This is a genomic window from Azospira sp. I09 (assembly GCF_009177135.1).
Lineage (GTDB): Bacteria > Pseudomonadota > Gammaproteobacteria > Burkholderiales > Rhodocyclaceae > Azospira > Azospira oryzae.
The window spans coordinates 951,164-975,757 of record NZ_AP021844.1; the positions used below are offsets into that span (position 1 = coordinate 951,164).

25 protein-coding genes are annotated in these 24,594 nt (G+C 66.8%); 9 read left to right on the forward strand and 16 right to left on the reverse strand.

What is annotated here, in order from left to right:
* Positions 1-136 precede the first annotated feature (136 nt).
* Positions 137-541 (forward strand): YchJ family protein, encoded by a 405-nt coding sequence (locus AZSP09_RS04410; RefSeq protein ID WP_152089294.1) that lies wholly within the window; start codon positions 137-139, stop codon positions 539-541.
* 70 nt (positions 542-611) lie between these two features.
* On the opposite strand, the gene AZSP09_RS04415 is transcribed toward AZSP09_RS04410, so the two are convergent.
* From AZSP09_RS04415 to yaaA, 3 genes are read right to left on the reverse strand one after another with little or no spacing between them, the layout of a single operon-like run.
* Positions 612-980 carry a hypothetical protein gene (locus AZSP09_RS04415; RefSeq protein WP_014237379.1) on the reverse strand — a complete coding sequence of 123 codons (369 nt, stop codon included), beginning with the start codon at positions 978-980 and terminating at the stop codon, positions 612-614.
* A gap of 54 nt (positions 981-1,034) precedes the next feature.
* The gene (locus tag AZSP09_RS04420; protein WP_152089295.1) at positions 1,035-1,508 is read right to left on the reverse strand and encodes an AtaL-like protein; all 474 of its coding nucleotides are present in this window, start codon (positions 1,506-1,508) and stop codon (positions 1,035-1,037) included.
* A gap of 3 nt (positions 1,509-1,511) precedes the next feature.
* A complete protein-coding gene (gene yaaA, locus AZSP09_RS04425) occupies positions 1,512-2,288 on the reverse strand; it encodes a peroxide stress protein YaaA (protein ID WP_152089296.1) in 777 nt (258 codons plus the stop codon).
* A 45-nt stretch (positions 2,289-2,333) separates the two neighbouring features.
* Between yaaA and AZSP09_RS04430 the strand changes: the two genes are divergently transcribed.
* Complete coding sequence (locus AZSP09_RS04430; protein WP_152089297.1) at positions 2,334-4,409, forward strand: site-specific recombinase; 2,076 nt, start codon at positions 2,334-2,336, stop codon at positions 4,407-4,409.
* Positions 4,410-4,461: 52 nt separating this feature from the next.
* Positions 4,462-5,640 carry a DUF2863 family protein gene (locus tag AZSP09_RS04435; protein WP_152089298.1) on the forward strand — a complete coding sequence of 393 codons (1,179 nt, stop codon included), beginning with the start codon at positions 4,462-4,464 and terminating at the stop codon, positions 5,638-5,640.
* Between the two features lie 141 nt (positions 5,641-5,781).
* On the opposite strand, the gene AZSP09_RS04440 is transcribed toward AZSP09_RS04435, so the two are convergent.
* The 10 genes from AZSP09_RS04440 to mnmH form a co-directional block, all read right to left on the reverse strand.
* Positions 5,782-6,741 (reverse strand): bifunctional helix-turn-helix transcriptional regulator/GNAT family N-acetyltransferase, encoded by a 960-nt coding sequence (locus AZSP09_RS04440; RefSeq protein WP_152089299.1) that lies wholly within the window; start codon positions 6,739-6,741, stop codon positions 5,782-5,784.
* Between the two features lie 174 nt (positions 6,742-6,915).
* On the reverse strand, positions 6,916-7,254 hold the full coding sequence (gene ftsB, locus AZSP09_RS04445) for a cell division protein FtsB (RefSeq protein ID WP_014237373.1): 339 nt from the start codon (positions 7,252-7,254) through the stop codon (positions 6,916-6,918).
* Positions 7,255-7,333: 79 nt separating this feature from the next.
* Positions 7,334-8,617, reverse strand: coding sequence for a phosphopyruvate hydratase (gene eno, locus AZSP09_RS04450; protein ID WP_014237372.1), 1,284 nt, complete (start codon positions 8,615-8,617; stop codon positions 7,334-7,336).
* A 39-nt stretch (positions 8,618-8,656) separates the two neighbouring features.
* Positions 8,657-8,947, reverse strand: a complete 291-nt coding sequence (locus AZSP09_RS04455; RefSeq protein ID WP_014237371.1) for a DUF1330 domain-containing protein — start codon at positions 8,945-8,947, stop codon at positions 8,657-8,659.
* A 10-nt stretch (positions 8,948-8,957) separates the two neighbouring features.
* Positions 8,958-9,251, reverse strand: a complete 294-nt coding sequence (locus tag AZSP09_RS04460; protein ID WP_014237370.1) for a Dabb family protein — start codon at positions 9,249-9,251, stop codon at positions 8,958-8,960.
* Positions 9,251-10,090 carry a 3-deoxy-8-phosphooctulonate synthase gene (gene kdsA, locus AZSP09_RS04465; protein ID WP_152089300.1) on the reverse strand — a complete coding sequence of 280 codons (840 nt, stop codon included), beginning with the start codon at positions 10,088-10,090 and terminating at the stop codon, positions 9,251-9,253. The genes AZSP09_RS04460 and kdsA overlap by 1 nt, the downstream gene beginning before the upstream one ends.
* The gene (locus AZSP09_RS04470) at positions 10,087-11,727 is read right to left on the reverse strand and encodes a CTP synthase (RefSeq protein ID WP_014237368.1); all 1,641 of its coding nucleotides are present in this window, start codon (positions 11,725-11,727) and stop codon (positions 10,087-10,089) included. Before AZSP09_RS04470 ends, kdsA begins: the two co-directional genes overlap by 4 nt.
* 144 nt (positions 11,728-11,871) lie before the next feature.
* The gene (locus AZSP09_RS04475) at positions 11,872-12,654 is read right to left on the reverse strand and encodes a 3-hydroxybutyrate dehydrogenase (RefSeq protein WP_152089301.1); all 783 of its coding nucleotides are present in this window, start codon (positions 12,652-12,654) and stop codon (positions 11,872-11,874) included.
* A gap of 207 nt (positions 12,655-12,861) precedes the next feature.
* Complete coding sequence (locus AZSP09_RS04480) at positions 12,862-13,404, reverse strand: hydrolase (protein WP_152089302.1); 543 nt, start codon at positions 13,402-13,404, stop codon at positions 12,862-12,864.
* 40 nt (positions 13,405-13,444) lie between these two features.
* Positions 13,445-14,500 carry a tRNA 2-selenouridine(34) synthase MnmH gene (gene mnmH / locus AZSP09_RS04485; RefSeq protein ID WP_232058849.1) on the reverse strand — a complete coding sequence of 352 codons (1,056 nt, stop codon included), beginning with the start codon at positions 14,498-14,500 and terminating at the stop codon, positions 13,445-13,447.
* Positions 14,501-14,570: 70 nt separating this feature from the next.
* On the opposite strand from mnmH, the gene selD reads away from it, so the two are divergent.
* Positions 14,571-15,617: a selenide, water dikinase SelD gene (gene selD / locus AZSP09_RS04490; RefSeq protein WP_152089304.1), complete on the forward strand. Its 1,047-nt coding sequence runs from the start codon at positions 14,571-14,573 to the stop codon at positions 15,615-15,617.
* Here selD and AZSP09_RS04495 read toward each other — a convergent pair.
* A complete protein-coding gene (locus tag AZSP09_RS04495; RefSeq protein ID WP_152089305.1) occupies positions 15,604-16,227 on the reverse strand; it encodes an arylesterase in 624 nt (207 codons plus the stop codon). The genes selD and AZSP09_RS04495 overlap by 14 nt on opposite strands.
* Here AZSP09_RS04495 and AZSP09_RS04500 point away from each other — a divergent pair.
* A complete protein-coding gene (locus AZSP09_RS04500) occupies positions 16,226-16,903 on the forward strand; it encodes an ABC transporter ATP-binding protein (RefSeq protein WP_152089306.1) in 678 nt (225 codons plus the stop codon). The genes AZSP09_RS04495 and AZSP09_RS04500 overlap by 2 nt on opposite strands.
* Positions 16,904-16,934: 31 nt before the next feature.
* Here the strand turns inward: AZSP09_RS04500 and AZSP09_RS04505 are convergent, their stop codons facing one another.
* Entirely contained in the window at positions 16,935-17,519 is a 585-nt protein-coding gene (locus tag AZSP09_RS04505) for a TetR/AcrR family transcriptional regulator (RefSeq protein ID WP_014237361.1), read from the reverse strand.
* A gap of 200 nt (positions 17,520-17,719) precedes the next feature.
* On the opposite strand from AZSP09_RS04505, the gene AZSP09_RS04510 reads away from it, so the two are divergent.
* The 4 genes from AZSP09_RS04510 to AZSP09_RS04525 are packed head-to-tail and all read left to right on the forward strand — an operon-like array spanning position 17,720 to position 21,926.
* Positions 17,720-18,469, forward strand: coding sequence for an electron transfer flavoprotein subunit beta/FixA family protein (locus tag AZSP09_RS04510; RefSeq protein ID WP_014237360.1), 750 nt, complete (start codon positions 17,720-17,722; stop codon positions 18,467-18,469).
* On the forward strand, positions 18,469-19,398 hold the full coding sequence (locus AZSP09_RS04515; RefSeq protein ID WP_152089307.1) for an electron transfer flavoprotein subunit alpha/FixB family protein: 930 nt from the start codon (positions 18,469-18,471) through the stop codon (positions 19,396-19,398). Before AZSP09_RS04510 ends, AZSP09_RS04515 begins: the two co-directional genes overlap by 1 nt.
* Positions 19,399-19,427: 29 nt before the next feature.
* A complete protein-coding gene (locus tag AZSP09_RS04520) occupies positions 19,428-20,093 on the forward strand; it encodes an energy-coupling factor ABC transporter permease (RefSeq protein WP_152089308.1) in 666 nt (221 codons plus the stop codon).
* 39 nt (positions 20,094-20,132) lie between these two features.
* Positions 20,133-21,926 (forward strand): acyl-CoA dehydrogenase, encoded by a 1,794-nt coding sequence (locus tag AZSP09_RS04525; protein WP_152089309.1) that lies wholly within the window; start codon positions 20,133-20,135, stop codon positions 21,924-21,926.
* A 73-nt stretch (positions 21,927-21,999) separates the two neighbouring features.
* Here AZSP09_RS04525 and AZSP09_RS04530 read toward each other — a convergent pair whose 3' ends face one another.
* Complete coding sequence (locus AZSP09_RS04530) at positions 22,000-24,414, reverse strand: EAL domain-containing protein (protein WP_152089310.1); 2,415 nt, start codon at positions 24,412-24,414, stop codon at positions 22,000-22,002.
* Positions 24,415-24,594: the final 180 nt, after the last annotated feature.

The window sequence follows — 24,594 nt, forward strand, 5'->3', positions numbered from 1 at the left end:
CCAGCGCTGCCGCCCATGGGCGGCAGTGTTGTTTCTGCCTTTTGCAGTTGGCACCATCAACCTTGCGCCTGACGCGGCAGCACTTGCCCTGCCGCTTTTTCATTCCGCCCACTCCGCCTTTCCCCGCCTGCTCCCCATGTCCAAGCCCGCTCCCGTTCGCACCTGTCCCTGCGGCTCCGGCCAGCCCTACGCCCGCTGTTGCGGCGTCTATCACGGCGGCCAGCCGGCAGGGACGCCGGAAGCCCTGATGCGCTCCCGCTACAGCGCCTACGTCCTGGGCCTGAGCGATTACCTGGTGGCAACCTGGGCGGCGGAAACCTGCCCGCCGGACCTGGACGCCCACACCCCGCCCCAGCCCAAGTGGCTGGAGCTGACGGTGCATGAGGCCAGCCAGGAAGGGGACCAGGACGGCTGCTGGGGCCGGGTCCGCTTCACCGCCCGGGGCAAGGACAACGGCCGTGCCTTCCGCATGGGCGAAACGAGCCGCTTCCAGCGCCGGGAGGGCCGCTGGTTCTACGTGGATGGGGAAGTGACGCTCTAGGGCGGAACAAAAAGGCCCGGGAAACTTCCCCGGGCCTGGTGCGATTTCGTTGCCGCGGGAGGCTGCCGCCTCAGTAGCAGACCACCAGCTTGCCGTTGGGGCTGCGACAGTAGGTGACGCCGTCGGGACCGATGACGGAAGTGCCCTTGCCGTCCTTGTGGGGCTGGTAGTAGCGGTAGCTGGGGCTGCGCGGCGCCGTGCGGGCGCCGGGAACCGTGGGCAACGGCTGTACCCCGGTGGTGGGAATGCCGGGCGTGGCGTTGCCCTGCTCGATCACCGTGCCCATCGGCGGCGCCTTCTTGTAGGGGTAAAGGGTCTGGCCGTCCCCCAGTTCGATGGATTGCTCCTTGGGCATCTGGTAGATCTGGGTGCTGTTCTGGGCCTGGGCGGCCGTGGCCAGCAGCCCCAGGACCAGGGCGGTGCAGATGCGTGTGTTCATGGCGCGCCTCCGTCGAAATAGGCTTGCGGGATGGATGAAGTTCATGCCTTCAGTCTAGTGGGTGGCACGGGCCATGGCCAGTTCCCGGATCACCGCCAGGGTGTCCAGGTCTGCCGCATGGTAGGCCGCCCGGATGTAATCCACGTAGGCGACGGCCTCCGGGTCATCCCCCGGCTCGGCGAAGGAAGTCTCGTAGGTGAAGCGCAGGAAGAGGCGCCCCGCCTCCGGCTCCTCGATGCGGATGGAGAGGCTGCCGCCGGCATGCTGGGCCGTGCGCCGGGTCTCGAAGCAGACCCACTCGGCCTCCACATAGCTGGCCCGGTCCCGCACCTCGGCGGCACCGAAGACCAGCAGCCGCTCCACCGCCCCCGCTTCCCGGGAGAGGATGCGGCACTCCACCATGCCGGGCAGGAAGGGCACCGAATCCTCCACCCGGGCCATGAGGCCGGCCCACAGGTGCTCCCGTTCCAGGGTGAAGGCCAGGGGATTGTCCGGATCGTTCACTTCCACCAGATGTTCGAAACGCATGCCTTAAGCCTCCACCCGACGCCGGAAAATATAGGTGTCCGCGTCGGAAATCTCGGGGACGAAGGCGTAGCCGTCCACATTGAAACCCTGCAGCCCTTCCGGCTGGGTCAGGCCGTGGCTGGCGGCATAGCGCACCATGAGGCCCCGCGCCCGCTTGGCGTAGAAGCTGATGATCTTGTAGCGGCCGCCCTTCCAGTCCTCGAAGACGCAATTGACGATGCGGGCCTTGAGGGCCTTGGGCCTGACCGCCTTGAAGTATTCCTCGGAAGCCAGGTTCACCAGCACCGCCGGCCCCGACTGGGGCATGGCGGCATTGAGGGCCTGCGTGATGTCCTCGCCCCAGAAGGCATAGAGGTCCTTGCCCGCGATGTTGCTCAGCTTGGTGCCCATTTCCAGGCGGTAGGGCTGGATCAGGTCCAGGGGCCGCAGCAGGCCGTAGAGGCCGGAGAGAATGCGCAGATGCTGCTGACACCAGGCCAGGCCAGCGGGCGGCAGGGAGGCGGCATCCAGGCCCTCATACACGTCGCCGTTGAAGGCCAGCAGGGCCTGCTTGGCATTGGTCGGGGTGAAGGGCGGCGCCCATTCGGCGTAGCGGGTGACATTGAGCACGGCCAGGGCGTCGGAGATGTCCATCAGCCGGGACAGCTCCGCCGGCGACAGTTCCCGCAGGCGCTGCACGAGGACGGCGGAACGCTCCAGGAAGTCGGGCTGGGTATATTCCGCCGTCACCGGCGGAGTGTCGAAATCCAGGCTCTTGGCCGGGGAGATGACGAAAATCATGGCAAAATCTTCTACCGGAAAGTCAAAAGGACGAATTAGAACATTATGACACGCTCCCTTTCCCCCCAGCCCCTGGAAACCCTGCTGCAGCGCCTCTGCGACCTGGCCGCCAACCCCGACGGCGACCTCCTGCCCCCCCTCATCGAACTGGTGGACGCCCTGCGTCCCGCCGACAGCGACGACACGGCGGCCGCCACCCAGGCCCTGCACGCCCTCTGCTACCTGCTGCAGACCCGCCCCGAGCTGCGGGACGGCCTGCGCCTGGCCCTGCTGCGCCTCTTCGCCGAGAAAAAACAGGTCTCCCTCTATGTGGATGCCGGCGTCTTTCCCAACACCGGCTTCTTTTCCGAGACCGCCCGCCGCCTCTCTCGCACCCTGCTGCCCGACGTGGTGGCGCCCGAATACCTGAAGGACGTGCTCGGCCTGCTGTTCCCCGAGCCGGACGACGAGGTGTGGGTGGACGGCATCGCCGACGCCGAATGGCTGGCCCTGTTCACCCTGCTCGACCTGGGCCGCAGCAGCGTTCGCGGCGCCCCCATGGCGCCGGCCCTGGCCCAGCTGCTGGAAGGCCTGCTGGTCATTTCCTACCGCATCAGCGCCATCGGCCTGGAGCCGGAACTGCTGCGGGTGGAACCGAGCATCGAGAACTTCGAGTCCCCCTTCCTGGCCCAGAACGCCGAGATGCTGCGCTTCCTCAAGCAGTTCGAGCAGTGGTGGCGGGAGCCGGAATTTGCGGCGGAGGACGACCGCCAGCTGCTGGTGCTGTTCGACCAGTGCCGGGGCATCGGCGACCGCATCCGCAACCGGGCCGCCCGGGAAGGCACCAGCCTCTCCCTCACCTTCCACCTGCAGCGGCTGCGCCAGCATCTGGAGCGGGCCGAGGCCCTCCTCGCCGTCCTGCGCCAGTTGCGTCAGGAACGCTGCCTGCAGGATGCCCTGCCGGCCCTGGTGACCCTGTTCAAGCAGCTGGTGCGGGCCGAGTGCCGCAAGAACGACCTGGGCACCTACTGGCGCCAGAACATGGAACTGCTGGCCCGCCGCGTCACCGAGAATGCGGGCCGCACCGGCGAGCACTACATCACCGAGAGCCGCAGCGAATACTTCGCCCTCTTGCGCTCGGCCCTGCTCGGCGGCTTCGTCATCGCCTTCATGGCCCTCATCAAGCTGGAACTGGCCAAGCTGCACCTGCCGCCCCTGACCGAGGCCCTGGCCTTCTGCCTCAACTACGGCCTGGGCTTCGTCCTCATCCACATCCTCCATGGCACCGTCGCCACCAAGCAGCCGGCCATGACCGCCAACGCCATCGCCGCCAGCATCGACGAGGCCACCGGCCCCGGCGGCAACGCCACACCGCGGAACCTGGACAACCTGGCCGGCCTGGTGGCCCGCACCTGCCGCAGCCAGATCGCCGCCATCATCGGCAACGTGGGCCTGGCCATTCCCATGGCCATGCTCATCGCCTTCGTCCTCGGCAGCATGGGCGGCACGCCCTTCATCGGACCGGAAAAGGCCCACCACCTGCTGGCCGACGTGCATCCCTGGCACAGCGGTGCCATCCTCTACGCCGGCGTGGCCGGGGTCTGCCTGTTCCTCGCCGGCCTCATCGCCGGCTATTACGACAACCTGGCCGCCTACAACCGCATCCCCCAGCGCCTGCTGCAGCTGGAATGGCCCCAGCGCCTGTTCGGCGAAGCCCGCATGCGACGGGTCGCCGCCTACGTGGAAAACAACCTGGGCGCCCTGGCCGGCAATTTCTTCTTCGGCTTCCTCCTCGGCGGCATGACCGCCATCGGCGTGCTCTTCGGCCTGCCGGTGGACATCCGCCACATCGCCTTCTCCTCCGCCTACCTGGGCTACGCCGCCGTCGCCCTGGACTTCGCCGCCCCCTGGCAGGAACTGGCCCTGGCAGGCCTGGGAGTGGCCCTGGTGGGCATGGCCAATCTCGGCGTCAGCTTTGCCCTGGCGCTGTATGTGGCCCTCAAGGCGCGCCAGGTCTCCTTTGCCCAGGGACGTCGCCTGATCGCCAGTCTGTTCGCCCGTTTCCGGCAGGCCCCCCGGGAATTCCTCATGCCGCCTCGTCCCCAGGACACAGAAGAATCCCGGGACCAGGCCGCAGGTTGATAGAATTACGGCTTCGCCCGCTTTGTTCCGGCACCTCGAGCAGTTCATCACCATGAAACGACCCCGCTTCGGCTCCCGCTCCCGCGTCTCCCGCGATGTCTCCCAACTCTCCTGGCTGGCCACCGGCCTCGCCGAATCCGGCGGCAAACTGGAGGATGCCTTCTGGGAAGCACGCCTGGGGGCCCTGGTGGAGCAGCTGCTGGCCGACGGCAACGAGGAGGAACTGACGGCGGCCCTGGACCGCCTCTACGAAACCAACGCCCAGGCCCACGACGAGCTGGCGGACATGGTGGAATCCCGGGCCGAGTCGTGCCTCATCAGCCACCAGGGCCAGGACTACGACGTGCTGCTGGTGGCGGCGCCGGTGCTGGCCTGGTCCCGCTTCGGCATTCCCACCGCCAACATCCCCGCCGGTACCCTGGCCGCCCTCAAGGCCCAGCTGTGCGGCCACGTCCTGGCAGCCGAGGCCCGCGTCGCCGTGGTGGATTTCCTCTTCAGCCCGGACCAGCTGCCCCGCAGCTACAGCGACACCTACCGCCTCACCAACGAGCTGGGCCGCTGCGCCCTGGCCGGCCAGGACATGGCCCTGGACACCCGGGAAATGCCGGAGACCAACCGTTTCCTCTCCGACACCCGCTACCTCCTGGCCGCCATCGCCGTGCCCCGCCACAGCCCCCTCTTCTACTGGCACGAGGTGGAAGGCAACCGGGAAGTGGCACGCCAGCAGTGGCGCCAGCAGGGCGGCGCCGCTCTGGAGCCCCTGCTCACCGGCTGCGCCTACGAGGCCCTGCTGCCCGACGCCTACCATGCCGCCTGCCGCCAAGCGGACAAGGATTCCCGGCCCTATTCCCTGCGCGCCTCCGTCGCCTTCCTGCAGACCGTCATGGGGGTCGAGCCGGCCTCCCTGCGGGTGGCCATCGGCCCCTTCCACGACCAGCGCCTGGAGGAATACCGCCTCGGCTTCTCCCTCCACTCCCAGGCGGACAAGGTCATCCACGGCGTCGTCTGGGCCCTCATCGGCACCGAGGACGAAAACAGCGAATCCGTGGCGGAAATGGAAGCCGTGCTGCGGGAATGCGGCGTCACCGACATCGTGGTGCACGACCACCGTTTCCCCTTCGAATTCTGCGACGACTGCGGCGCGCCCCTCTATCCCAACGGCGAGGGCGAACTGATGCACACGGAAATGCCGGAAGAACAGGCGGAACAGCCGCCGCGCCTGCTGCACTGAGCCCCCCCGGCTAGACCTCCGGATAGCTGAACGGCTGCCCCCTTCCAAAAGGGGGCAGAGGCGCTCCTCAGCCCCGCTCCTCAGCCCGCTTCTCAACCCCGCTTCTCAACCCATTTCGCCAGCCGATGGCGCTCCTGGGACTTACCCCGCGACGCCCGGGCGGACGAACAGCTGCTCCGTCACCGTCTCGCCCCACTGCCGGCCCTGGCGCTCCTCCCCCAGCACGAAGCCCCTGGCTTCGTAGAGATGGCGGGCCGCCTCGAGACCGGCAAAGGTCCACAGCCGGGTCTCGGCAAAGCCGTAGCCGTCGCAATGGGCCAGCGCCGCCTGCAGCAGACGCTGGCCGACACCGCCGCCGCGCACCGCCCCGTCGACGATGAACCAGCGCAGATGGGCGAGGCCGGGACCCAGATCCTCGCCGTCGATGGCCACCGAGCCGACGATACGCTCCCCCTGCAAGGCGACCCACAGGCCGTTGCCCGGGCGCTGCAGCCGCCCGCAGAACTCCGCCAGGCCGGTCGCCACCTGGCTTTCGAAATACTGGCCGAAGCCCGCGTGGCGGGCGTAGAAGAGCCCGTGCATCTCGGTCACCCTGCCGATCACCCCAACCCGATAGCCCGGACAGATCCGCACCGGGGAAATGACCGCTCCGGCGGCGCCGCTGCGCGCCTGGGCGAGGGCCCGGGCATAGGCTTCGAGCCCGGCGTGAACCAGTCCGCGGGACTCCGGCGCCATGTGCTGCAGCGCCTCCTCCACCTGCCGCCGGCCATAGGCCTCCACCGCCGCCAGGGTGCGGCGGCCCCGGGCCGTCAAAGACAGATTCTTGATGCGGCCATCGTGATCGCTCACCGTCTCCGTCAGTTCGCCGGCATCCACCAGCTTGCGCAGCATGCGGCTGACGCTGGACTTGTCCAGGCCGAGACAGGCGGCGATGGCCGCGGCGCTCATGCTGCCGTGCTTGCCCAGCTCGATGAGGGCATGCACGGCGGAGGCCGGGTAGTCGGTGGCAGCCAGGGTCGCCTGTATGAATCCCAGTTCCCGCACCATCTGGCGCGAGGCGGCGCGGATGCCATCCACCAGGGCCTGTTCCGGATCTGCCATGTCGCCTCCCGACGGGCTGAAATATGGTTGCGCTATACAACCATTGCGGCGCCAAGCCCATTGCTGCCGGAGAGGACGGCAATGGCCAGGCCGCCGCCGGCTGACTGCAACAGCAGCGCCGAGCAAAGAAAAAAGGCAGCCAGATGTCTGCCTTTCCCTTGTGCTGCACCGCGACTAGCGGGAGGCCCGGGCCTTCTTCGCCGGCGGCACTTCCGGTGCCGGCTCGGCGGGGCGTTCCGGCGCCTTCTCCGGCAACTGCACGAAGACCTCGTCGCCCTTGATCATGCCCAGCTCGAAACGGGCCCGTTCCTCGATGGCGTCGTAACCCTGCTTCAAATCCCGCACTTCCGCATCGAGGCCGCCATTGCGCACTTCCAGCTTGCGGTTGGCGTCCTTCTGCTGCTGCAGTTGCCGGTCCACGTCCCAGACTTTCAGCCAGCCGCCCTTGCCCAGCCACAGGGGATACTGGAGCAGGGTGATGAGGGCGATGAGTCCGATGGTGAGCCAGCGCATGGAATGGGGTGATTGGTGAGGTCGGGCGATAGTTGGATGCGAAAAGGGCCGGGATTGGAACTTCCCGGCCCTGTCGGCCTTACTTCAGGTTATAGAAGGTTTCGCGGCCGGGGTAGGAGGCGGTATCGCCCAGGTCCTCTTCGATGCGCAGCAGCTGGTTGTACTTGGCGATGCGGTCGGAGCGGGACAGGGAGCCGGTCTTGATCTGGCCGGCGTTGAGGCCCACGGCGATGTCGGCGATGGTGCTGTCTTCGGTCTCACCGGAGCGGTGGGAGATGACGGCGGTGTAGCCGGCGCGCTTGGCCATTTCCACGGCGGCGAAGGTTTCGGACAGGGTGCCGATCTGGTTGATCTTGATCAGGATGGAATTGGCGATGCCCTTGTCGATGCCTTCCTTGAGGATCTTGGTGTTGGTGACGAAGAGGTCGTCGCCGACGATCTGCACCTTCTGGCCCAGACGCTCGGTCAGCAGCTTCCAGCCGTCCCAGTCGCCTTCGGCCATGCCGTCCTCGATGGAAACGATGGGGAACTGGTCGGCCAGGTTGGCCAGGTAGTCCACGAACTGGGCGGAGGTCAGCTGCAGACCTTCACCGGCCAGGTGGTACTTGCCGTCCTTGTAGAACTCGGAAGCGGCGCAGTCCAGGGCGATCAGCACATCCTGGCCCGGGGTGTAGCCGGCGTTCTCGATGGCCTGCATGCACAGCTGGATGGCTTCGGCGTGGCTGCCCAGGTTGGGAGCGAAACCGCCTTCGTCGCCCACGGCGGTGGAGAAGCCCTTCTTGTCCAGCAGCTTCTTCAGGGCGTGGAAGATTTCGGCGCCGCAGCGCAGGGCTTCGCGGAAGGTGGAAGCGCCCACGGGCATGACCATGAATTCCTGGATGTCCAGGCTGTTGTTGGCGTGGGCACCGCCGTTGATGATGTTCATCATCGGCACCGGCATCTGCATCGGGCCCATGCCGCCGAAGTAGCGGTACAGGGGCAGGCCGGCTTCTTCAGCAGCAGCCTTGGCCACGGCCATGGAGACGGCCAGCATGGCGTTGGCGCCAAGGCGGGACTTGTTTTCGGTGCCGTCCAGGTCGATCAGGGTCTTGTCGATGAAGGCCTGTTCCTGGGCGTCCAGGCCGATGATGGCCTCGGAGATTTCGGTGTTCACGTTCTCGACGGCCTTGAGCACGCCCTTGCCCAGATAGCGGCCGGCTTCGCCGTCGCGCAGTTCGATGGCTTCCCGGGAACCGGTGGAGGCGCCGGACGGCACGGCGGCACGGCCCATGACGCCGGATTCCAGCAGCACATCGACTTCAACGGTGGGATTGCCGCGGGAATCCAGGATTTCGCGGGCGACGACATCAACGACAGAGCTCATGTTTCTCCCTTTGCTCTTAAAAGTTGCAAACTAAAAACTTCAAACACCCTGGACGACGAGCATGTTCATGTCCGCCGCCTCTTTTCTTGCTGCACGAGCCGCCCGGTATTCCGGGGAATCGTAGAATTTCTTGGCCTGCTCCACGCTCTCGAACTCCACCACCACCAGCCGCGGCGGCTTGCTCCAGCCCCCTTCCAGCACCTCGCTGGCGCCGCCCCGCACCAGGTAGCGGCCGCCGTACTGGGCGATGGCGGTCTGGGCCAGCTGCTTGTAGGTCTCGTAGGCCACCGGATCGGTGACGCTGGCTTCGGCGAGGAGGTAAGCGGCCATGGCGGAAATCTCAGAGCTTCACGTCGGAGAAGAGCAGCATGCCGATCTCGTCCCAGCGCCGCACGATGTCGGCGTGAACCTCGTTGTCGTAGTAGCGCTGCAGCGCCCCTTCCGTCTCGAACTCGGCATAGACGGCGTAATCCCAGGCCTGGGGGTCCAGGGTCACGTTGGGGCCGTGCTTCCAGGTGACGATGCCCGGCACCGCCTTGGGCAACTGGTCCAGCTCGCCCAGCAGGGCCACCACCCGGGGATCGTTGGTGGCGATGCCGGGCTTGGTCTTGAACAGGACGACGTGGGCGATCATCAGAGGCCCAGCTCTTCCAGGGGGCCGGACTTGACCAGACGGTCGATGCCCACCAGCACCCGGAGCAGGGATTCCATGCGGTCCAGGGGCCAGGCGTTGGGGCCGTCGGACATAGCGCAGGCCGGGTTTGGATGGGTTTCCATGAACAGGCCGGCCACGCCGCTGGCCACGGCGGCCCGGGCCAGCACCGGCACGAACTCGCGCTGGCCGCCGGAAGCGGTGCCCTGCCCGCCGGGCAGCTGCACGCTATGGGTGGCGTCGAACACCACCGGGCAGGCGGTGTCGCGCATGATGGCCAGGGAGCGCATGTCCGAGACCAGGTTGTTGTAGCCGAAGGAGGCGCCGCGCTCGCAGACCATGATGGTGTCGGCGCCGCCGTTGGCTTCCCGGGCCTTGTCCACCACGTTCTTCATGTCGCCGGGGGCCAGGAACTGGCCCTTCTTGATATTCACCGGCTTGCCGGAAGCGGCCACGGCGTGGATGAAATCGGTCTGGCGGCAGAGGAAGGCCGGGGTCTGTAGCACGTCCACCACGGCGGCCACGGCGGGCACCTCGGCTTCGGTGTGCACATCGGTGAGCACCGGCACGCCGATCTGGCGGCGCACGTTCTCCAGGATCTTCAGGCCGGCATCCATGCCCAGGCCGCGGAAGCTCTTGCCGGAGCTGCGGTTGGCCTTGTCGTAGGACGCCTTGAAGATGTAGGGGATGCCCAGGCGGCCACAGATTTCCTTCATCTGGCCGGCCACGTCCACGCACAGCTGCTCGGACTCGGCGACGCAGGGGCCGGCGATGAGGAAAATCGGCTGGTCGAGGCCAACCTCGAAGTCGCACAGTTTCATTTGGCGGTCGCCTGTTGCTGCTTCAGGGCAGCCTGGACGAAGGAGGTGAACAGGGGGTGGCCGTTGCGCGGGGTGGAAGTGAATTCCGGATGGAACTGGCAACCGACGAACCAGGGATGCACGTCGGCGGGCAGTTCCACCATTTCGCACAGGTCGGTGCCGGGGGCGCGGCCGGCGACGACCAGGCCCTTGGCTTCCAGCTGGGCCAGCAGGGTGTTGTTCACTTCGTAGCGGTGGCGGTGGCGTTCGACGATCTCGGGGGCGCCGTAGATCTGGCGGGCCCGGGTGCCGTCGGCCAGCTGGCACAGCTGGCCGCCCAGGCGCATGGTGCCGCCCAGGTCGGAATTTTCGTCGCGCTTTTCCACCTTGCCGGAGGCGTCCTGCCATTCGGTGATCAGACCGATCACCGGGAAGGGGCTGTTCTGCTCGAATTCGGTGGAGTGGGCACCGGCCATGCCGGCCACGTCCCGGGCGAACTCCACCACGGCCAGCTGCATGCCCAGGCAGATGCCCAGGTAGGGCACCTTGTTTTCACGGGCGTAGCGGATGGCGGCGATCTTGCCTTCGGTGCCGCGCTTGCCGAAGCCGCCGGGCACCAGGATGGCATCCATGCCCTTCAGGGCGCCGCAGCCGTTCTTCTCGATGTCCTCGGAATCCAGGTAGTGGATGTTGACCTTGGAACGGGTGTGGATGCCGGCGTGCTTCAGGGCCTCGATGAGGGACTTGTAGGACTCGGTAAGGTCCACGTACTTGCCGACAAAGGCGATTTCCACGCTGTGCTGGGGGTGCTCCAGGGCGTCCACCAGGCCGTTCCACACGGAGAGGTCGGCGGCCTTGGCCAGGATGTCCAGCTTGTGGCAGACGATCTCGTCCAGCATCTGGTCGTGCAGCATGGCCGGGATCTTGTAGATGGAATCGGCGTCCAGCACCTCGATCACGGCTTCGCGCTGGACGTTGCAGAACAGGGCGATCTTGCCCTTTTCGTCTTCCGGGATTTCCCGGTCGGCGCGGCACAGCAGCACGTCGGGCTGGATGCCGATTTCCCGCAGTTCCTTGACGGAATGCTGGGTCGGCTTGGTCTTCAGCTCGCCGGCGGTGGGAATGTAGGGCAGCAGGGTCAGGTGCAGGAAACAGGTGTTGTTGCGGCCTTCCTCGAAGCCCATCTGGCGGATGGCTTCCAGGAACGGCAGGGACTCGATGTCACCCACGGTGCCGCCCACCTCGACGATGGCCACGTCGGCCCCTTCGGCGCCACGCTTGATGTGGGCCTTGATCTCGTCGGTGATGTGGGGGATGACCTGCACGGTCTTGCCCAGGTACTCGCCGCGGCGCTCTTTCTTGAGCACCGTGTCGTAGATCTGGCCGGTGGTGAAGTTGTTGCGCTTGCCCATCTTGGCGCTGGTGAAGCGCTCGTAGTGGCCCAGGTCCAGGTCGGTCTCGGCGCCGTCTTCGGTGACGAACACCTCGCCGTGCTGGAAGGGGCTCATGGTGCCCGGGTCGACGTTGATGTAGGGATCAAGCTTGAGGTGGGTGACGGTGATTCCGCGGGATTCGAGAATCGCACCCAGAGAGGCAGCGGCAATTCCCTTACCCAGGGAAGAAACCACGCCGCCAGTGACGAAGACGTATTTGGTCATGACGATATAGCTGCGGGAAAGCCGAATTGTAGCCGATAACCCGGCCGCCTTCCAAACCTGCCGGCAACGGGCGGCCAACACCGGCGAACGCACCGCCAACGCCGGAAAATCGGGACCGGGCGCCCTGCCCTGCCCCGGCGTGCCTCAGCGGGCGGTCCAGGCCCCGTCCATGGGCAGGGCGGCGCCGGTCATGCCGGCGCCGGCGGGGGAACAGAGGAACAGCACGAACTCGGCCAGGTCGTCGGCCTCGAGGAAGCGCTTGTTGGGCTGGGCCGCCAGGATCACGTCGCGGATCACCTGATCCTCCGGCAGGTTGTGCACCTTGGCCTGGGCCGCCACCTGCTTTTCCACCAGGGGCGTGCGCACGTAGCCGGGGCACACCGCGTTGCAGGTGATGCCGGTCTCCGCCACCTCCAGGGCCACCGCCTTGGAAAAGCCCACCACCGCGTGCTTGCTGGCGGTATAGGGCGCCTTGAAGGGCGAGGCCACCAGGCCGTGGGCCGAGGCGATATTGACGATGCGGCCCCAGTTGCGCGCCTTCATGCCCGGCAGCACGGCCTTGGTGGCATGGAAGACGGAGGACAGGTTGATGGCGATGAGCTGGTCCCACTTCTCTTCGGGGAATTCATCCACCGCCGCCACGTGCTGGATGCCGGCGTTGTTCACCAGGATGTCCACGGCTCCCAGCTGTTTCTCGGCAGCCGCCGCCAGGGCCCGCACCGAGGCAGCATCGGCCAGGTCGGCCGAGGTGTAGGCCACCTTGACACCGAACTCGGCGGCCATGGCCACCCGCAGACCTTCCGCCTCGGCCGCCGGACGGGAACCGTTGAGCATCACCGCGGCGCCGTTGCGGGCCAGGGCCCGGGCCACGGCCAGGCCGATGCCGGAGGTGGAACCGGTGACGAGAGCGACTTTTCCGCTGAGCATGGACATCTCCTGTGGGGATGGAATCGGAATGAAGGATAAGGGATGAAAACCGGAGCCGGCACACCCAGGCCACCACCGGGCCAGGAAGCGCACCGGATAACGATCTTGAAGGCACCTACCTGGAACATGGCGCCCTTGCTTAATTTCCGGTAAGACATCCCGGAGAACGCCACCGGAAGCGCCTTCCGGCCCTGCCCTTGGCGGAGGCTAGCGGATGAATTCCCGGCTCACCGCGCGGAACAGGTCGGTACCGGCCCGGTGCAGCCATTCGAAGGCCACCATCTCCCGGGAGACGATGACGCAGCCGGCCTGGCGCAGGCGCTCCAGGGCCAGGGCCTTGTCCTCGGGCCGTCGGGAGCCGACCGCCTCGGCCACCACGAACACTTCCTTGCCCCGACCCAGCAGGTCCAGGGCCGTCTGCAGCACGCAGACATGGGTTTCGGTGCCGGTGATGACCACCTGGCGGCGGGCCAGGGCGGGCAGCTCGTCGAGGCAGCCGTCGGCCACGGCGGAAAAATGGATTTTCTCCACCACCTCCTCCGGCGCCAGCATTTCCGCCAGAGCCGGCACCGTGGCGCCCAGGCCCCGGGGATACTGGACCGTGGCCAGCACCGGCACCGCCAGGCGGCGGGCCACCTGGGTCAGCCACAGATTGTGGGCGATGACGGCCTCGCCCTCGTGGATCGCCGGGGCAAGGCGCTCCTGGATGTCGATGATCAGCAACAGGGACTGGTCGGCCTTGATCAGCATGGCACCTCCGGAAAGTCCAGGGGACGGGCCTGCCAGACTATCACGCGCCGGCGGCGGCGAGCATGCTGGCGGCCAGGGCCTCGATGCCGGCGTCGCTCAGGTCGTCGCTGACGAAAGGATCGTGACGCCGGCGACCCTGGTAGTTCTGGCCCTGGGAGCGGCGATAGTGGGGGTCGTAATGCAGGTCGAGCAGTTCCTGCACCAGCTGGGACCAGCCGCCCTCCCGGGCCAGGGCCTGCCAGCGGGCCACGGTTTCCTTGCCCTGCAGCTCCTTCAGGTTGTCCAGGCGGCGCACCAGCCATTCCGGGTCTTGCAGGAAGTAGTCGTAATCCCGCAGCAGGAATTCCACCCGGGCCGGCAGGCTGGCCGCCACCTCCAGACACTCGCCGCCCCGCACCGCCTCGAGCAGGGCGTCGGGCAGATGCAGGCGGCCGATCTTGCGGCTCTCGGCCTCGACGAACACCGGCCGGGAGCTGTCGAAGCCGGCCAGGGCCTGCCACAGGGCGGTCTCGAAGCCCTTCTGGGCCGGCTGGGGCTCGCCCGGCAGCACCCCCAGCACCGAGCCCTTGTGGGCCGCCAGGGTTTCCAGATCGAGCACCTGGGCGCCCTGCCGGGCCAGGGCCTGGAGGATGCGGGTCTTGCCGCTGCCGGTGGCGCCGCAAACCACCCGGTAGGCAAAGCGCGGCGCCAGGGCGTCGATCTGCTCCATGACGTGCTGGCGGAAGGCCTTGTAGCCGCCGTCCAGCTTGTCCGCCCGCCAGCCGATCTGGCGGAAGATGATCTGCATCGCCCCACTGCGCTGGCCGCCGCGCCAGCAATAGATGAGGGGCCGCCACTCCTTGGGCATGTCGCGGAAGCGCTCCTGCAGGTGGCGGGCGATGTTTATGGAGATCAGGGCCGCCCCCACCTTCTTCGCCTCAAAGGGCGACACCTGCTTGTACAGGGTGCCCACGGTGACGCGCTCCTCGTTGGACAGCACCGGACAGTTGATGGCCCCGGGCACGTGGTCCTCGGCGAATTCGGCCGGCGTGCGGACGTCGATTATGGCATCGTAGTCACCCAGTTGGGCGACGCTGGCGAGGGCGGGATGTTTCATGTCGGGGTGGCGTTTTTCCGGAAGAGGCGCCATTCTAACGCCCCTCCCCGACCTTCCCACGGCAAACCCCATGGACGACATCAAGCTCACCTCCTTTTCCCATGGCGGCGGCTGCGGCTGCAAGATTGCCCCGGCCGTGCTCTCCCAGATCCTCGCCGCCACCCCGGCGGCCCTCATTCCGCCCCAGCTGCTGGTGGGCACCGAGTCCTCCGACGATGCGGCGGTCTACAAGCTCAACGACAGCCAGGCCCTGGTGGCCACCACCGATTTCTTCACCCCGATCGTGGACGATCCCCACGACTTCGGCCGCATCGCCGCCACCAACGCCATTTCCGACATCTACGCCATGGGCGGCACGCCGATCCTGGCCCTGGCCCTGGTGGGCATGCCCCTGGACAAGCTGCCCCTGCCGGTGATCGAGCGCATCCTCTCCGGCGGCGCCTCGGTCTGTGCCGAGGCGGGCATCCCCATCGCCGGCGGCCATTCCATCGACGTGCTGGAACCCATCTACGGCCTGGTGGCCCTGGGCCTGGTGCATCCGGACAAGGTGAAGAAGAACAGCGGCGCCAAGGCGGGCGACGTGCTGATCCTGGGCAAGCCCCTGGGCGTGGGCATCCTCTCCGCCGCCCTGAAGAAGGGCAAGCTTTCCGCCGAGGGCTATGGCCGCATGATCGCCTACACCACCCAGCTCAACCGGGTCGGCACCCGGCTGGCCGAACTGCCGGCGGTGCACGCCATGACCGACGTCACCGGCTTCGGCCTGGCCGGCCATCTGCTGGAAATCTGCCGCGGCTCCGGGCTGGCGGCCCATGTGCGCTTCGCCGCCCTGCCCCTCATCGCCGAGGCGGTGGAACACGTGCAGGCCGGCATCGCCACCGGCGCCTCCAACCGCAACTGGGCCGGCTACGGCCATGAAGTGGCCCTGGAGGCGGGGCTGGAGGAATGGCAGCAGAAGCTCATCACCGACCCCCAGACCTCCGGCGGCCTCCTGGTGAGTTGCGCCCCGGAAGCGGCGGCGGAAGTGCTGGCAGCCTTCCGCGACGCCGGTTTCGGCGAAGCGGCCGTAATCGGCGAGCTATCCCCGGGCACCCCGGGGCTTGCAGTCAGCGCCCGCTGAGCAGGGGCGCCAGCCCCGTCCACACATTGTCGAGCAGGCGCGGCTGGGCCTCGGCCAGGGGATGCAGGTTGTCCGCCTGGAACAGCTGGGGTTTGTCCGCCACGCCGTCCAGCAGGAAATCCACGTAGGCCAGCTTCTCCTGCCGGGCCAGTTCGGCGAAGCTGCGGTGGAAGTCGTCGGCATAGGCGCCGAAATTGGGCGGCAGGCGCATGCCCACCAGCAGCACCTTGATCTGTTGCCGGCGGGCCGCCTTGATCATGGCCGCCAGGTTGTCCCGCATCACCGCCAGGGGCAGGCCCCGCAGGCCGTCGTTGGCCCCCAGGGCCAGCACCAGCACCGAAGGCCGGTGCTTGCTCAAGGCGGCCTCCAGGCGGGAACGGCCGCCGGCAGTGGTTTCGCCGGAGATGCTGGCATTGACGACGCTATAATCGAAACGCCTTTCCTGCAGCCGGTTCTGCAGCAGGGCCGGCCAGGCCGCCTCCTGGCGGATGCCGTAGCCGGCGGAAAGGGAATCGCCGAAGACCAGGATGGTCCTGGCCATGACTTCAGGCGCCGCCAGCAGCATCAGCCAGGGCAGCAACTTCAAAACGACAAGGATTTTTTCCCGCATGTCCGAACATTCATTGGTGGAAGTGGTGGGTCTGGGCAAGACCGTCAGCAACGGCGATACGCCCCTGACCATTTTGCACGATATCGAATTCAGCGTGAGTGCGGGGGAAACCGTGGCCATCGTCGGCGCCTCCGGCTCCGGCAAATCCACCCTGCTCGGCCTCCTGGCCGGCCTGGATTCGCCCAGCAGCGGCTCCGTCCGCCTCGACGGCGAGAATCTCAACGACCTCGACGAAGATGCCCGGGCCCGCCTGCGGGGCCGCATGCTGGGCTTCGTCTTCCAGTCCTTCCAGCTGCTGCCCTCCCTCACTGCGGAGGAGAACGTCATGCTGCCCATGGAACTGGCCGGCATCAGGGAGGCCGCGGCCAAGGCCCGGCAATGGCTGGAACGGGTGGGCCTCAGCCAGCGCCTGCGCCACTACCCGAAGCACCTTTCCGGCGGCGAGCAGCAGCGGGTCGCCCTGGCCCGGGCCTTCGCCCTGGAGCCCAAGCTGGTGCTGGCCGATGAGCCGACCGGCAACCTGGACGGCCATACCGGCCACCAGATCGTGGACCTGATGTTCAAGCTCAATGCGGACCAGGGCACCACTCTGGTGTTGGTCACCCACGACGAGGAAATTGCCGCCCGCTGCGGCCGGCGCCTGCGCATGCAGGAAGGGAAACTGATGCGGGAGTGAAAGGACCGCCAGGAAGGCGGTCCGGCAAAGCTCAGGGAGTCGGCAGGACGATGCGGTCGGCGATCCAGTCGCGCAGGGCGCCCAGGTTGTCGTCGAAATGGTCGTAGATCATCAGGCTCTGGCCGAAGACGTAGGCGTAGAGCATGAGACTGCGGCTCTTCGCCTCCTTCTCGGAGAGACCGCAGGCGACGAACAGCTTGCGCGTGCACTCCAGCCGCGACGTATCCACCTCCTCGACGATGGCCGCCGCCTGGGGATCGCGCCGGGCCCAGTCGCGCACCGCCAGCTCGATGGGGATGCCCTTGCGGTTGCGCGCCAGGCTGTACACCTGGATCACGTGGTAGATCTGTTCCCGTTCCTTGCCGGGCTGGGCCGTGGTCTGCTTGATGATGTCCTTGATGCGGCCTTCCTTCCAGGTTTCCAGGACGGCCATGAGCAGGTCCTGACGGTCCTTGAAGTGCCAGTAGAAACTGCCCTTGGTCACCCCGAAATTCTTGGCCAGGACCTCCACCCGCAGGCCGTCGGTTCCCTCGTCGGCGAGGACGTTGATGGCCGCTTCGATCCAGTCGCTGCGGTCAAGCTGGGTGCGGACTTTTGTTGTTTTTTCCTGTTTCATCTCAAGCCGTTGACAAGGGTTTTTCCGTACGCTACCGTATGCTGATCCATACCAGCGAGTATGGGCCTATTCTGCGGTTCGGGCCGGGGGCTGTCAAACTCCCCGGAGCAGGCCGGGAGACGCCCCACAAAGGTGGCCGACGGAGTAGGATACTCAGATAGATTCATCAGACAAATTCGCGTAGTCCCAAGGAGGATACATTGAAAGTCCTGGTACCAGTAAAGCGGGTGGTGGATTACAACGTCAAGGTGCGCGTCAAGAGCGACGGTACCGGCGTTGATATTGCCAACGTCAAAATGTCCATGAACCCCTTCGACGAAATCGCCGTCGAAGAGGCCGTTCGCCTCAAGGAAGCCGGCATCGCCAGCGAAGTGATCGTGGTCTCCGCCGGTGTCGCCGGTTGCCAGGAAACCCTGCGCACCGCCATGGCCATCGGTGCGGACCGCGGCATCCTGATCGAATCCGACGCCGACCTGCAGCCCCTGGCCGTGGCCAAGCTGATCAAGGCCGTGGCCGACAAGGAACAGCCCCAGGTGGTGATCTTCGGCAAGCAGGCCATCGACGACGACTCCAACCAGACCGGCCAGATGTTCGCCGCCCTGCAAGGCTGGCCCCAGGCCACCTTTGCCTCCAAGGTGGTGATCGCCGACGGCAAGGCCACCGTGACCCGTGAAGTGGACGGCGGCCTGGAAACCCTGGAAATGGCCCTGCCGGCCGTGGTGACGACCGACCTGCGCCTCAACGAGCCGCGCTACGCCACCCTGCCCAACATCATGAAGGCCAAGAAGAAGCCCCTGGAAACCATCAAGCCGGAAGACCTGGGCGTGGACGTGGCCCCCCGTCTGAAGACCCTGAAGGTGGCCGAGCCCGCCAAGCGCCAGGCCGGCGTCAAGGTGGCCGACGTGGCCGATCTGGTGAGCAAGCTGAAGAACGAAGCGAAGGTGATCTAATGGCTATCCTCGTCATTGCCGAACACGACAACCAATCCCTGAAGGCGGCGACCAAGAACGCCGTCACCGCAGCCGCCAAGATCGGTGGTGAAATCCATGTGCTGGTGGCCGGTTCCGGCTGTGCCAACGCCGCTGCCGAAGCCGCCAAGCTGGCCGGTGTGGCCAAGGTGAAGGTGGCCGATGCCGCCCACTACGCCGACCAGACCGCCGAAAACGTTGCTGCCCTGGTGGTGGCCAACGCGGCCGGCTACAGCCACATCGTTGCCCCCGCCACCACCAACGGCAAGAACTTCGCGCCCCGCGTCGCCGCCCTGCTGGACGTGGCCCAGATCTCCGACATCGTCGGGGTCGAGTCCGCCGACACCTTCGTGCGGCCCATCTACGCCGGCAATGCCCTGGCCACGGTGCAGTCCGCCGATGCCGTGAAGGTCATCACCGTGCGTACCACCGGCTTTGAAGCCGTGGCCGAAGGCGGTTCCGCCGCAGTCGAGGCCATCGCCGCCGGCCCCGACCTGGGCAAGTCCAAGCTGGTCTCCCGGGAACTGACCAAGAGCGAGCGCCCCGAGCTGACCGCCGCCAAGATCATCGTTTCCGGTGGTCGCGGCCTGGGTAACGGGGAGAACTACAAGACCCTGCTGGAGCCCCTGGCCGACAAGCTGGGTGCCGCCCTGGGCGCTTCCCGCGCCGCCGTGGATGCCGGCTTCGTGCCCAACGACTACCAGGTGGGCCAGACCGGCAAGATCGTCGCGCCCCAGCTGTATATCGCCATCGGCATCTCCGGCGCCATCCAGCACCTGGCCGGCATGAAGGACTCCAAGGTCATCGTCGCCATCAACAAGGACCCGGAAGCCCCCATCTTCCAGGTGGCCGATTACGGTCTGGTGGCCGACCTGTTCGAGGTCGTGCCCCAACTGGCCGCCGCCGTCTAAGGCAGTCGCAAGCACCGCAGGCGCCGGGCATGAACCTGCCGGACAACCTCCTCGCCCCGGCCCTGCACTGGCTGGGCTGGGGGCTGTTCGCCACAGTCTTCCTGCTGGCCCTGCGCCGCGCCCCCTGGGGCCGGCTCGGCGACAGTGCCCAGTCCAATGTCTGGCTGGGCACCATCGTCATCCTCACCCTGCTGTGGAGCATCAAGGCCGGCGTCCTGCCCGGGCTCGACCTGCACCTCCTCGGCGCCATGACCTTCACCCTGGAGTTCGGCCCCTGGCTGGCCTTCGTCGGCCTTTCCTTGGTATTGGCCGGGATCACGGTCAACGGTGCTGCCGGTTGGGAGAGTTTCGGCCTCAACGCCCTGGTCATGGCCGGCCTACCGGTGCTGCTGGCTTACGGCATCTACCGCTTCAACCAGCGCCGGCTGAGCAAGAACCCCTTCGTCTTCATCTTCGCCAACGGCTTCTTCGGTTCGGCCCTGACCATCCTGGCCACCGGCGTCGCCGCCAGCGCCCTGCTCTACCTGGGCGGAGCCTACCCGCTGGAGAAGCTGCTCGACGACTACCTGCCCTATTTCCTGCTGCTGGGCTTTTCCGAAGCCTGGCTGACGGGAATGGTCGTCACCATCCTGGTGGTGTACCGCCCCCAGTGGATCAGCACCTTCGACGATTCCATCTATCTCGCCAAGAAGTAACCCAAAAGCAACAACCATTAATCAAAGGAGAAAGCGCGAATGAGTCAATACAATGCCCCCCTGCGTGACATGCACTTCGTCATGAAAGAGCTGGCCGGCCTGGAACAGGTCGTGCAACTGCCGGGCTACGAGGAAGTGGACACGGACCTGTCCGACGCCATTCTGGAGGAAGCCTCCAAGTTTGCCGGCAACGTCCTCTCCCCCATCAATTTCAGCGGCGACCAGGAAGGCTCCAAGTGGCACGACAAGGCCGTCACCGTGCCCGCCGGCTTCAAGGAAGCCTATACCCAGTTCGCCGAGAACGGCTGGACCGCGCTGGCCTGTTCCCCCGAGTTCGGCGGCCAGGGCCTGCCCAAGCTGATCTCCACCGCCGTCAATGAAATGTGGAAGTCGGCCAACATGGCCTTCTCCCTGTGCCCCATGCTCACCACCGGTGCCATCGAGGCCCTGATGACCGCCGGCTCCGACGCCCTGAAGCAGAAGTTCCTGCCGAAGATGGTCAGCGGCGAGTGGACCGGCACCATGAACCTGACCGAGCCCAGCGCCGGTTCCGACCTGGCCGCCGTGCGCACCCGCGCCGAACCCCAGGGTGATGGCAGCTACAAGATCTTCGGCCAGAAGATTTTCATCACCTACGGCGACCACAACATGACCGAGAACATCGTGCATCTGGTGCTGGCCCGCCTGCCCAATGCACCGGAAGGCGTGAAGGGTATCTCCCTCTTCGTCGTGCCCAAGTTCATGGTCAAGGACGACGGCTCCCTGGGCGAACGCAACGACGCCTACTGCGTCTCCATCGAACACAAGCTGGGCATCCACGCCAGCCCCACCGCCGTCATGGCCTTCGGTGACCACGGCGGTGCCGTCGGCTACCTGGTGGGCGAGGAAAACCGCGGCCTGGAATACATGTTCATCATGATGAACGCTGCCCGCTTCGCCGTCGGCATGGAAGGCGTGGCCCTGGCCGAGCGTGCCTACCAGCAGGCCGTGTGGTACGCCAAGGACCGCATCCAGGGTACCGAACTGGGCGTGCGCGGCGGCCCCAAGGTCTCCATCCTCAAGCACCCGGACGTGCGCCGCCTGCTCATGAGCATGCGTTCCCAGACTGAAGCCGCCCGGGCCCTGGCCTACGTGGTGGCCGCCGCCATGGACGCCGCCAAGCACCATCCGGACGAAGCCGTCCGCGCTGCCAACCAGGCCTTCGCCGACCTGATGATCCCCGTGGTCAAGGGCCACAGCACCGAGATGTCCATCGAGGTGGCCTCCGAAGGCGTGCAGGTGCACGGCGGCATGGGCTTCATCGAGGAAACCGGCGCCGCCCAGCACCTGCGCGATGCCCGCATCACCGCCATCTACGAAGGCACCACCGCCATCCAGGCCAACGACCTGATCGGCCGCAAGATGGCCCGCGAAGGCGGCGCCACCATCAAGGCCGTGATCGCCGAGATGCGCAAGCTGGACGCCAAGCTGGCAGCCCAGAACGGCGCCGACTTCGTCGCCATCCGCAAGCGCTTCGCCGCTGCCGTGGATGCCCTGGAACAGGCCGCCAACTGGATCGTCGCCATCTTCAAGGACGACATCAAGGCAGCCCACGCCGGTTCCGTGCCCTTCCTGCGTCTGCTGGGCATCGTTGCCGGCGGCTGGCAGATGGCCCGGGCCGCCCTGGTGGCCCAGGAGAAGATCGCCGGCGGCGACAGCGACCCGTTCTACGCTGCCAAGATCGTCACCGCCCGCTTCTTCGCCGATCACCAGCTGACCAAGGCCCAGGGCCTGACCGACTCCATCGTCGATGGCGCCACCGGCACCCTGGCCCTGGCGGAAGAGCTGTTCTGATCCCCTAGCGGCAGTCGCTGCACCTCACAACGGGCCCTGCGGGGCCCGTTGTCTTTTCTGCCACCGGAACCAATCAGGCGGCCTGGGCCTCGTGGTCCAGATGGAAGCGCCGGGTCAGGCTGGCCATGGAACTGATGTTGATGTCCGCCACCAGCACCCCGTCGATGACACTGCCTTCCCGCAGGGGCACGGCCAGGGTGATACAGAAATCCTCGGTGGCCGAAGAGAGGTAGATTTCCGACACGTAGGGCTGGCCCCCTTCGGCCACGTGGGCGAAATAGGGCTGTTCGCTGCGGTCCACGCCGACACCGCCGGCCTTGATGCGGCCGTACATGTCCGGGTTGATCCAGTTGGGGTAGCGCTGCACCCCGGCACCGTCCAGTTCGAACACCATCTCGAAGAAGGGATAGCTGCGGAACCAGGCATCCAGGGCGTGGGGGTCCCGGCTGCGGGGCGCGCCGATGAAGTCGGCCAGGGCGGCAATGGCGTTTTCTTTCCACAGGCCCAGGCCGTGGTTGTGCTGCTGCTTGATCATGGCCGGCGGCACGCCTTCCACCACGATGACGCTGCCCTGCTCCACCTTGCCCACCTTCTTCAGGGCCGCCGCCCGTTCCGCCGCCGCCACCGCATTGGCCAGACGGCCGGTGCTGGCATTGACCACGGCCACCGAAATGCTGGCGATGGGATGGGCCAAGCCGTCGTCAGTAAGGAAATGACCCCGGGCGATGTCCTCGTGGTCGTAGAGGTGGGAGGCCAGGGCCTGGAACTGTTCCATGATGGAAAGCAGCTCGTCGGTGAGCCCCGGCCCCATGCTTTCCATGACCAGGATGAAGTCGTCGCCACCGATGTGGCCGAGCAGACATTCGGGACGGCCGACGAAGGTATGGCGCAGCAGTTCGGCCAGGGTGCGGATCATGGCATCGCCGCGGATGAAGCCGTAGCGGTCGTTGTAGGCCTTGAAGTGGTCCAGGTCGATATACACCAGGCACACGGTCTGGTTCTCCGCCAAGCGGGATTCCAGGGTATGGCGCAGGCTGGGGCCGGTGGGCAGGTGGGAGAGCGGATGCAGGTTGCTGCCGTTTTCCCGCCGCGCCAGCATCTGGGCGATCAGGGTCATGGGATGGATCACCCCCAGATACTGCCCCTCGTTGGAGGTGACCACCCAGGGATCCGAATCCTTGCGGTCGTGGTAGAGGATGCGGGCCAGGGCCGGCGTCGTCAGGCGGTGCGGCAGATTGCGCGCCACCGGTTCGCACAGTTTGCCCAGGGTGCGGGCCGCCGCCGACAGCACCTTGCCCCGCCGCACCAGGCCGATGGGCTGGCCCTGGTCGGTGACGATGGCCAGGGGCAGGGACGGGGCTTCCTGGAAGATCTGCCGCGCCTCCGGCACCGAGGCGCGCAGGTCGATGGACTGCCAGGGGTCCATCAGGTCCGTCAGCTGGAAACGGTCCCGGGGCCGGGAGCGGCAGGAATCGTCCTGGCGCGGCAGGGGCGCCACCTCCGGCTCGGTGAGCAGCTGGGGCTGGGCGAAATAGAAGCCCTGGGCATAGCTGATGCCCATGTCGCGCACGAAATTGACGTCCTCCGGCCGTTCCAGGCCTTCGGCAATGACCGTGGCGCCGAGGCGCTGGGCCATGGAGACGATGGCCTCCAGCAGCACCGAGCGCACCCGGCTGCCCTGGGCACCGTGCACGATGCTGCGGTCCACCTTGATGAAGTCGGCCCGTACCGCCGCCAGGGTGGACAGGCCGTTGAAGCCGGCCCCCATGTCGTCCAGGGCGATGCGAAAGCCCAGGGTGCGCAGGGCTTCGCAGCTGTCGGCGAGGACATTGGGATCCACCCGCTCCGACTCCACCACTTCGATCACCACCTCGCGCCGGTCGATGCCGAGGCGGTTGAGGTGCTCCACCATGCGCTGGGTCCACTGGCTGTGCAGCATGTTCTGGGGCAGCACGTTGAGGAACAGGGGCGTACCCGCCGGAATGCGGTTGGCCTTGGCCTCCAGGGCCATGAACTGGCACTCCAGGTCCAGGTCCGCCTCCCGCCCCAGCTGCCCGGCCAGATGGAAGGCCTCGGCGCCGCTGAGCAGGCGTCCCTGGGGATGCTCCAGACGGCACAGGGCTTCCAGGGCGAACACCTGGCCGTCCTGGGTCATGTCCACCAGGGGCTGGAAGTGCATGCGCACATGGGGCCGCAGGTCCCCCAGCATCCAGGCGTGGAGCCGGCGGGCGTAGAGGGTGTTGAAAGGCAGGGCCAGTTGCAGGGTGGGCACCAGACCCAGGCTGGCCTCGCTCTGGTCGCAGTGGACGGCCAGGGTTTCCTTCAGGGTTTCCCGGTTGGTTTCCGCCGCCAGGTTTTCCATGAGCTGGTCCAGGGCGGCGTTGTCCGCCGCATCGAAGCGCCACACGTGGCGATCGACCTGGCGGCCGCCGAGGATCGGCCAGAGGGAGGGAACGTAGGGTCCGTCGTACTTGAGAAAGAGACACATGGGGATGCAGGGCCAGGAGAGATGACACCTTTGCTTAGCAACCCCCGGGCCACCCCCGGCTTTTGACCGGATTACGGGCTGTGCCGGACATCCACCCCGCACCGCAACCGCCATCAATGCACCAGGATGGAGCAGTCCTTCGCCGACTTCCCCGGCGGGCACCGGGATGGTGCGTTTGAC

Coding starts and splice junctions, on each gene's coding strand:
- AZSP09_RS04480 (WP_152089302.1), bottom strand. CDS start 13,404: ATGCTGATCAAGGCCGACCAGTCCCTGTTGCTGATCATCGACATCCAG.
- AZSP09_RS04440 (WP_152089299.1), bottom strand. CDS start 6,741: ATGGCAGATCCGGAACAGGCCCTGGTGGATGGCATCCGCGCCGCCTCG.
- AZSP09_RS04505 (WP_014237361.1), bottom strand. CDS start 17,519: ATGAAACAGGAAAAAACAACAAAAGTCCGCACCCAGCTTGACCGCAGC.
- AZSP09_RS04435 (WP_152089298.1), top strand. CDS start 4,462: ATGAAACGACCCCGCTTCGGCTCCCGCTCCCGCGTCTCCCGCGATGTC.
- AZSP09_RS04525 (WP_152089309.1), top strand. CDS start 20,133: ATGAGTCAATACAATGCCCCCCTGCGTGACATGCACTTCGTCATGAAA.
- selD (WP_152089304.1), top strand. CDS start 14,571: ATGGACGACATCAAGCTCACCTCCTTTTCCCATGGCGGCGGCTGCGGC.
- AZSP09_RS04475 (WP_152089301.1), bottom strand. CDS start 12,654: ATGCTCAGCGGAAAAGTCGCTCTCGTCACCGGTTCCACCTCCGGCATC.
- AZSP09_RS04430 (WP_152089297.1), top strand. CDS start 2,334: ATGACACGCTCCCTTTCCCCCCAGCCCCTGGAAACCCTGCTGCAGCGC.
- kdsA (WP_152089300.1), bottom strand. CDS start 10,090: ATGAAACTGTGCGACTTCGAGGTTGGCCTCGACCAGCCGATTTTCCTC.
- ftsB (WP_014237373.1), bottom strand. CDS start 7,254: ATGCGCTGGCTCACCATCGGACTCATCGCCCTCATCACCCTGCTCCAG.
- AZSP09_RS04410 (WP_152089294.1), top strand. CDS start 137: ATGTCCAAGCCCGCTCCCGTTCGCACCTGTCCCTGCGGCTCCGGCCAG.
- AZSP09_RS04530 (WP_152089310.1), bottom strand. CDS start 24,414: ATGTGTCTCTTTCTCAAGTACGACGGACCCTACGTTCCCTCCCTCTGG.
- yaaA (WP_152089296.1), bottom strand. CDS start 2,288: ATGATTTTCGTCATCTCCCCGGCCAAGAGCCTGGATTTCGACACTCCG.
- AZSP09_RS04520 (WP_152089308.1), top strand. CDS start 19,428: ATGAACCTGCCGGACAACCTCCTCGCCCCGGCCCTGCACTGGCTGGGC.
- AZSP09_RS04470 (WP_014237368.1), bottom strand. CDS start 11,727: ATGACCAAATACGTCTTCGTCACTGGCGGCGTGGTTTCTTCCCTGGGT.
- eno (WP_014237372.1), bottom strand. CDS start 8,617: ATGAGCTCTGTCGTTGATGTCGTCGCCCGCGAAATCCTGGATTCCCGC.
- AZSP09_RS04420 (WP_152089295.1), bottom strand. CDS start 1,508: ATGCGTTTCGAACATCTGGTGGAAGTGAACGATCCGGACAATCCCCTG.
- AZSP09_RS04500 (WP_152089306.1), top strand. CDS start 16,226: ATGTCCGAACATTCATTGGTGGAAGTGGTGGGTCTGGGCAAGACCGTC.
- mnmH (WP_232058849.1), bottom strand. CDS start 14,500: ATGAAACATCCCGCCCTCGCCAGCGTCGCCCAACTGGGTGACTACGAT.
- AZSP09_RS04495 (WP_152089305.1), bottom strand. CDS start 16,227: ATGCGGGAAAAAATCCTTGTCGTTTTGAAGTTGCTGCCCTGGCTGATG.
- AZSP09_RS04455 (WP_014237371.1), bottom strand. CDS start 8,947: ATGGCCGCTTACCTCCTCGCCGAAGCCAGCGTCACCGATCCGGTGGCC.
- AZSP09_RS04460 (WP_014237370.1), bottom strand. CDS start 9,251: ATGATCGCCCACGTCGTCCTGTTCAAGACCAAGCCCGGCATCGCCACC.
- AZSP09_RS04515 (WP_152089307.1), top strand. CDS start 18,469: ATGGCTATCCTCGTCATTGCCGAACACGACAACCAATCCCTGAAGGCG.
- AZSP09_RS04415 (WP_014237379.1), bottom strand. CDS start 980: ATGAACACACGCATCTGCACCGCCCTGGTCCTGGGGCTGCTGGCCACG.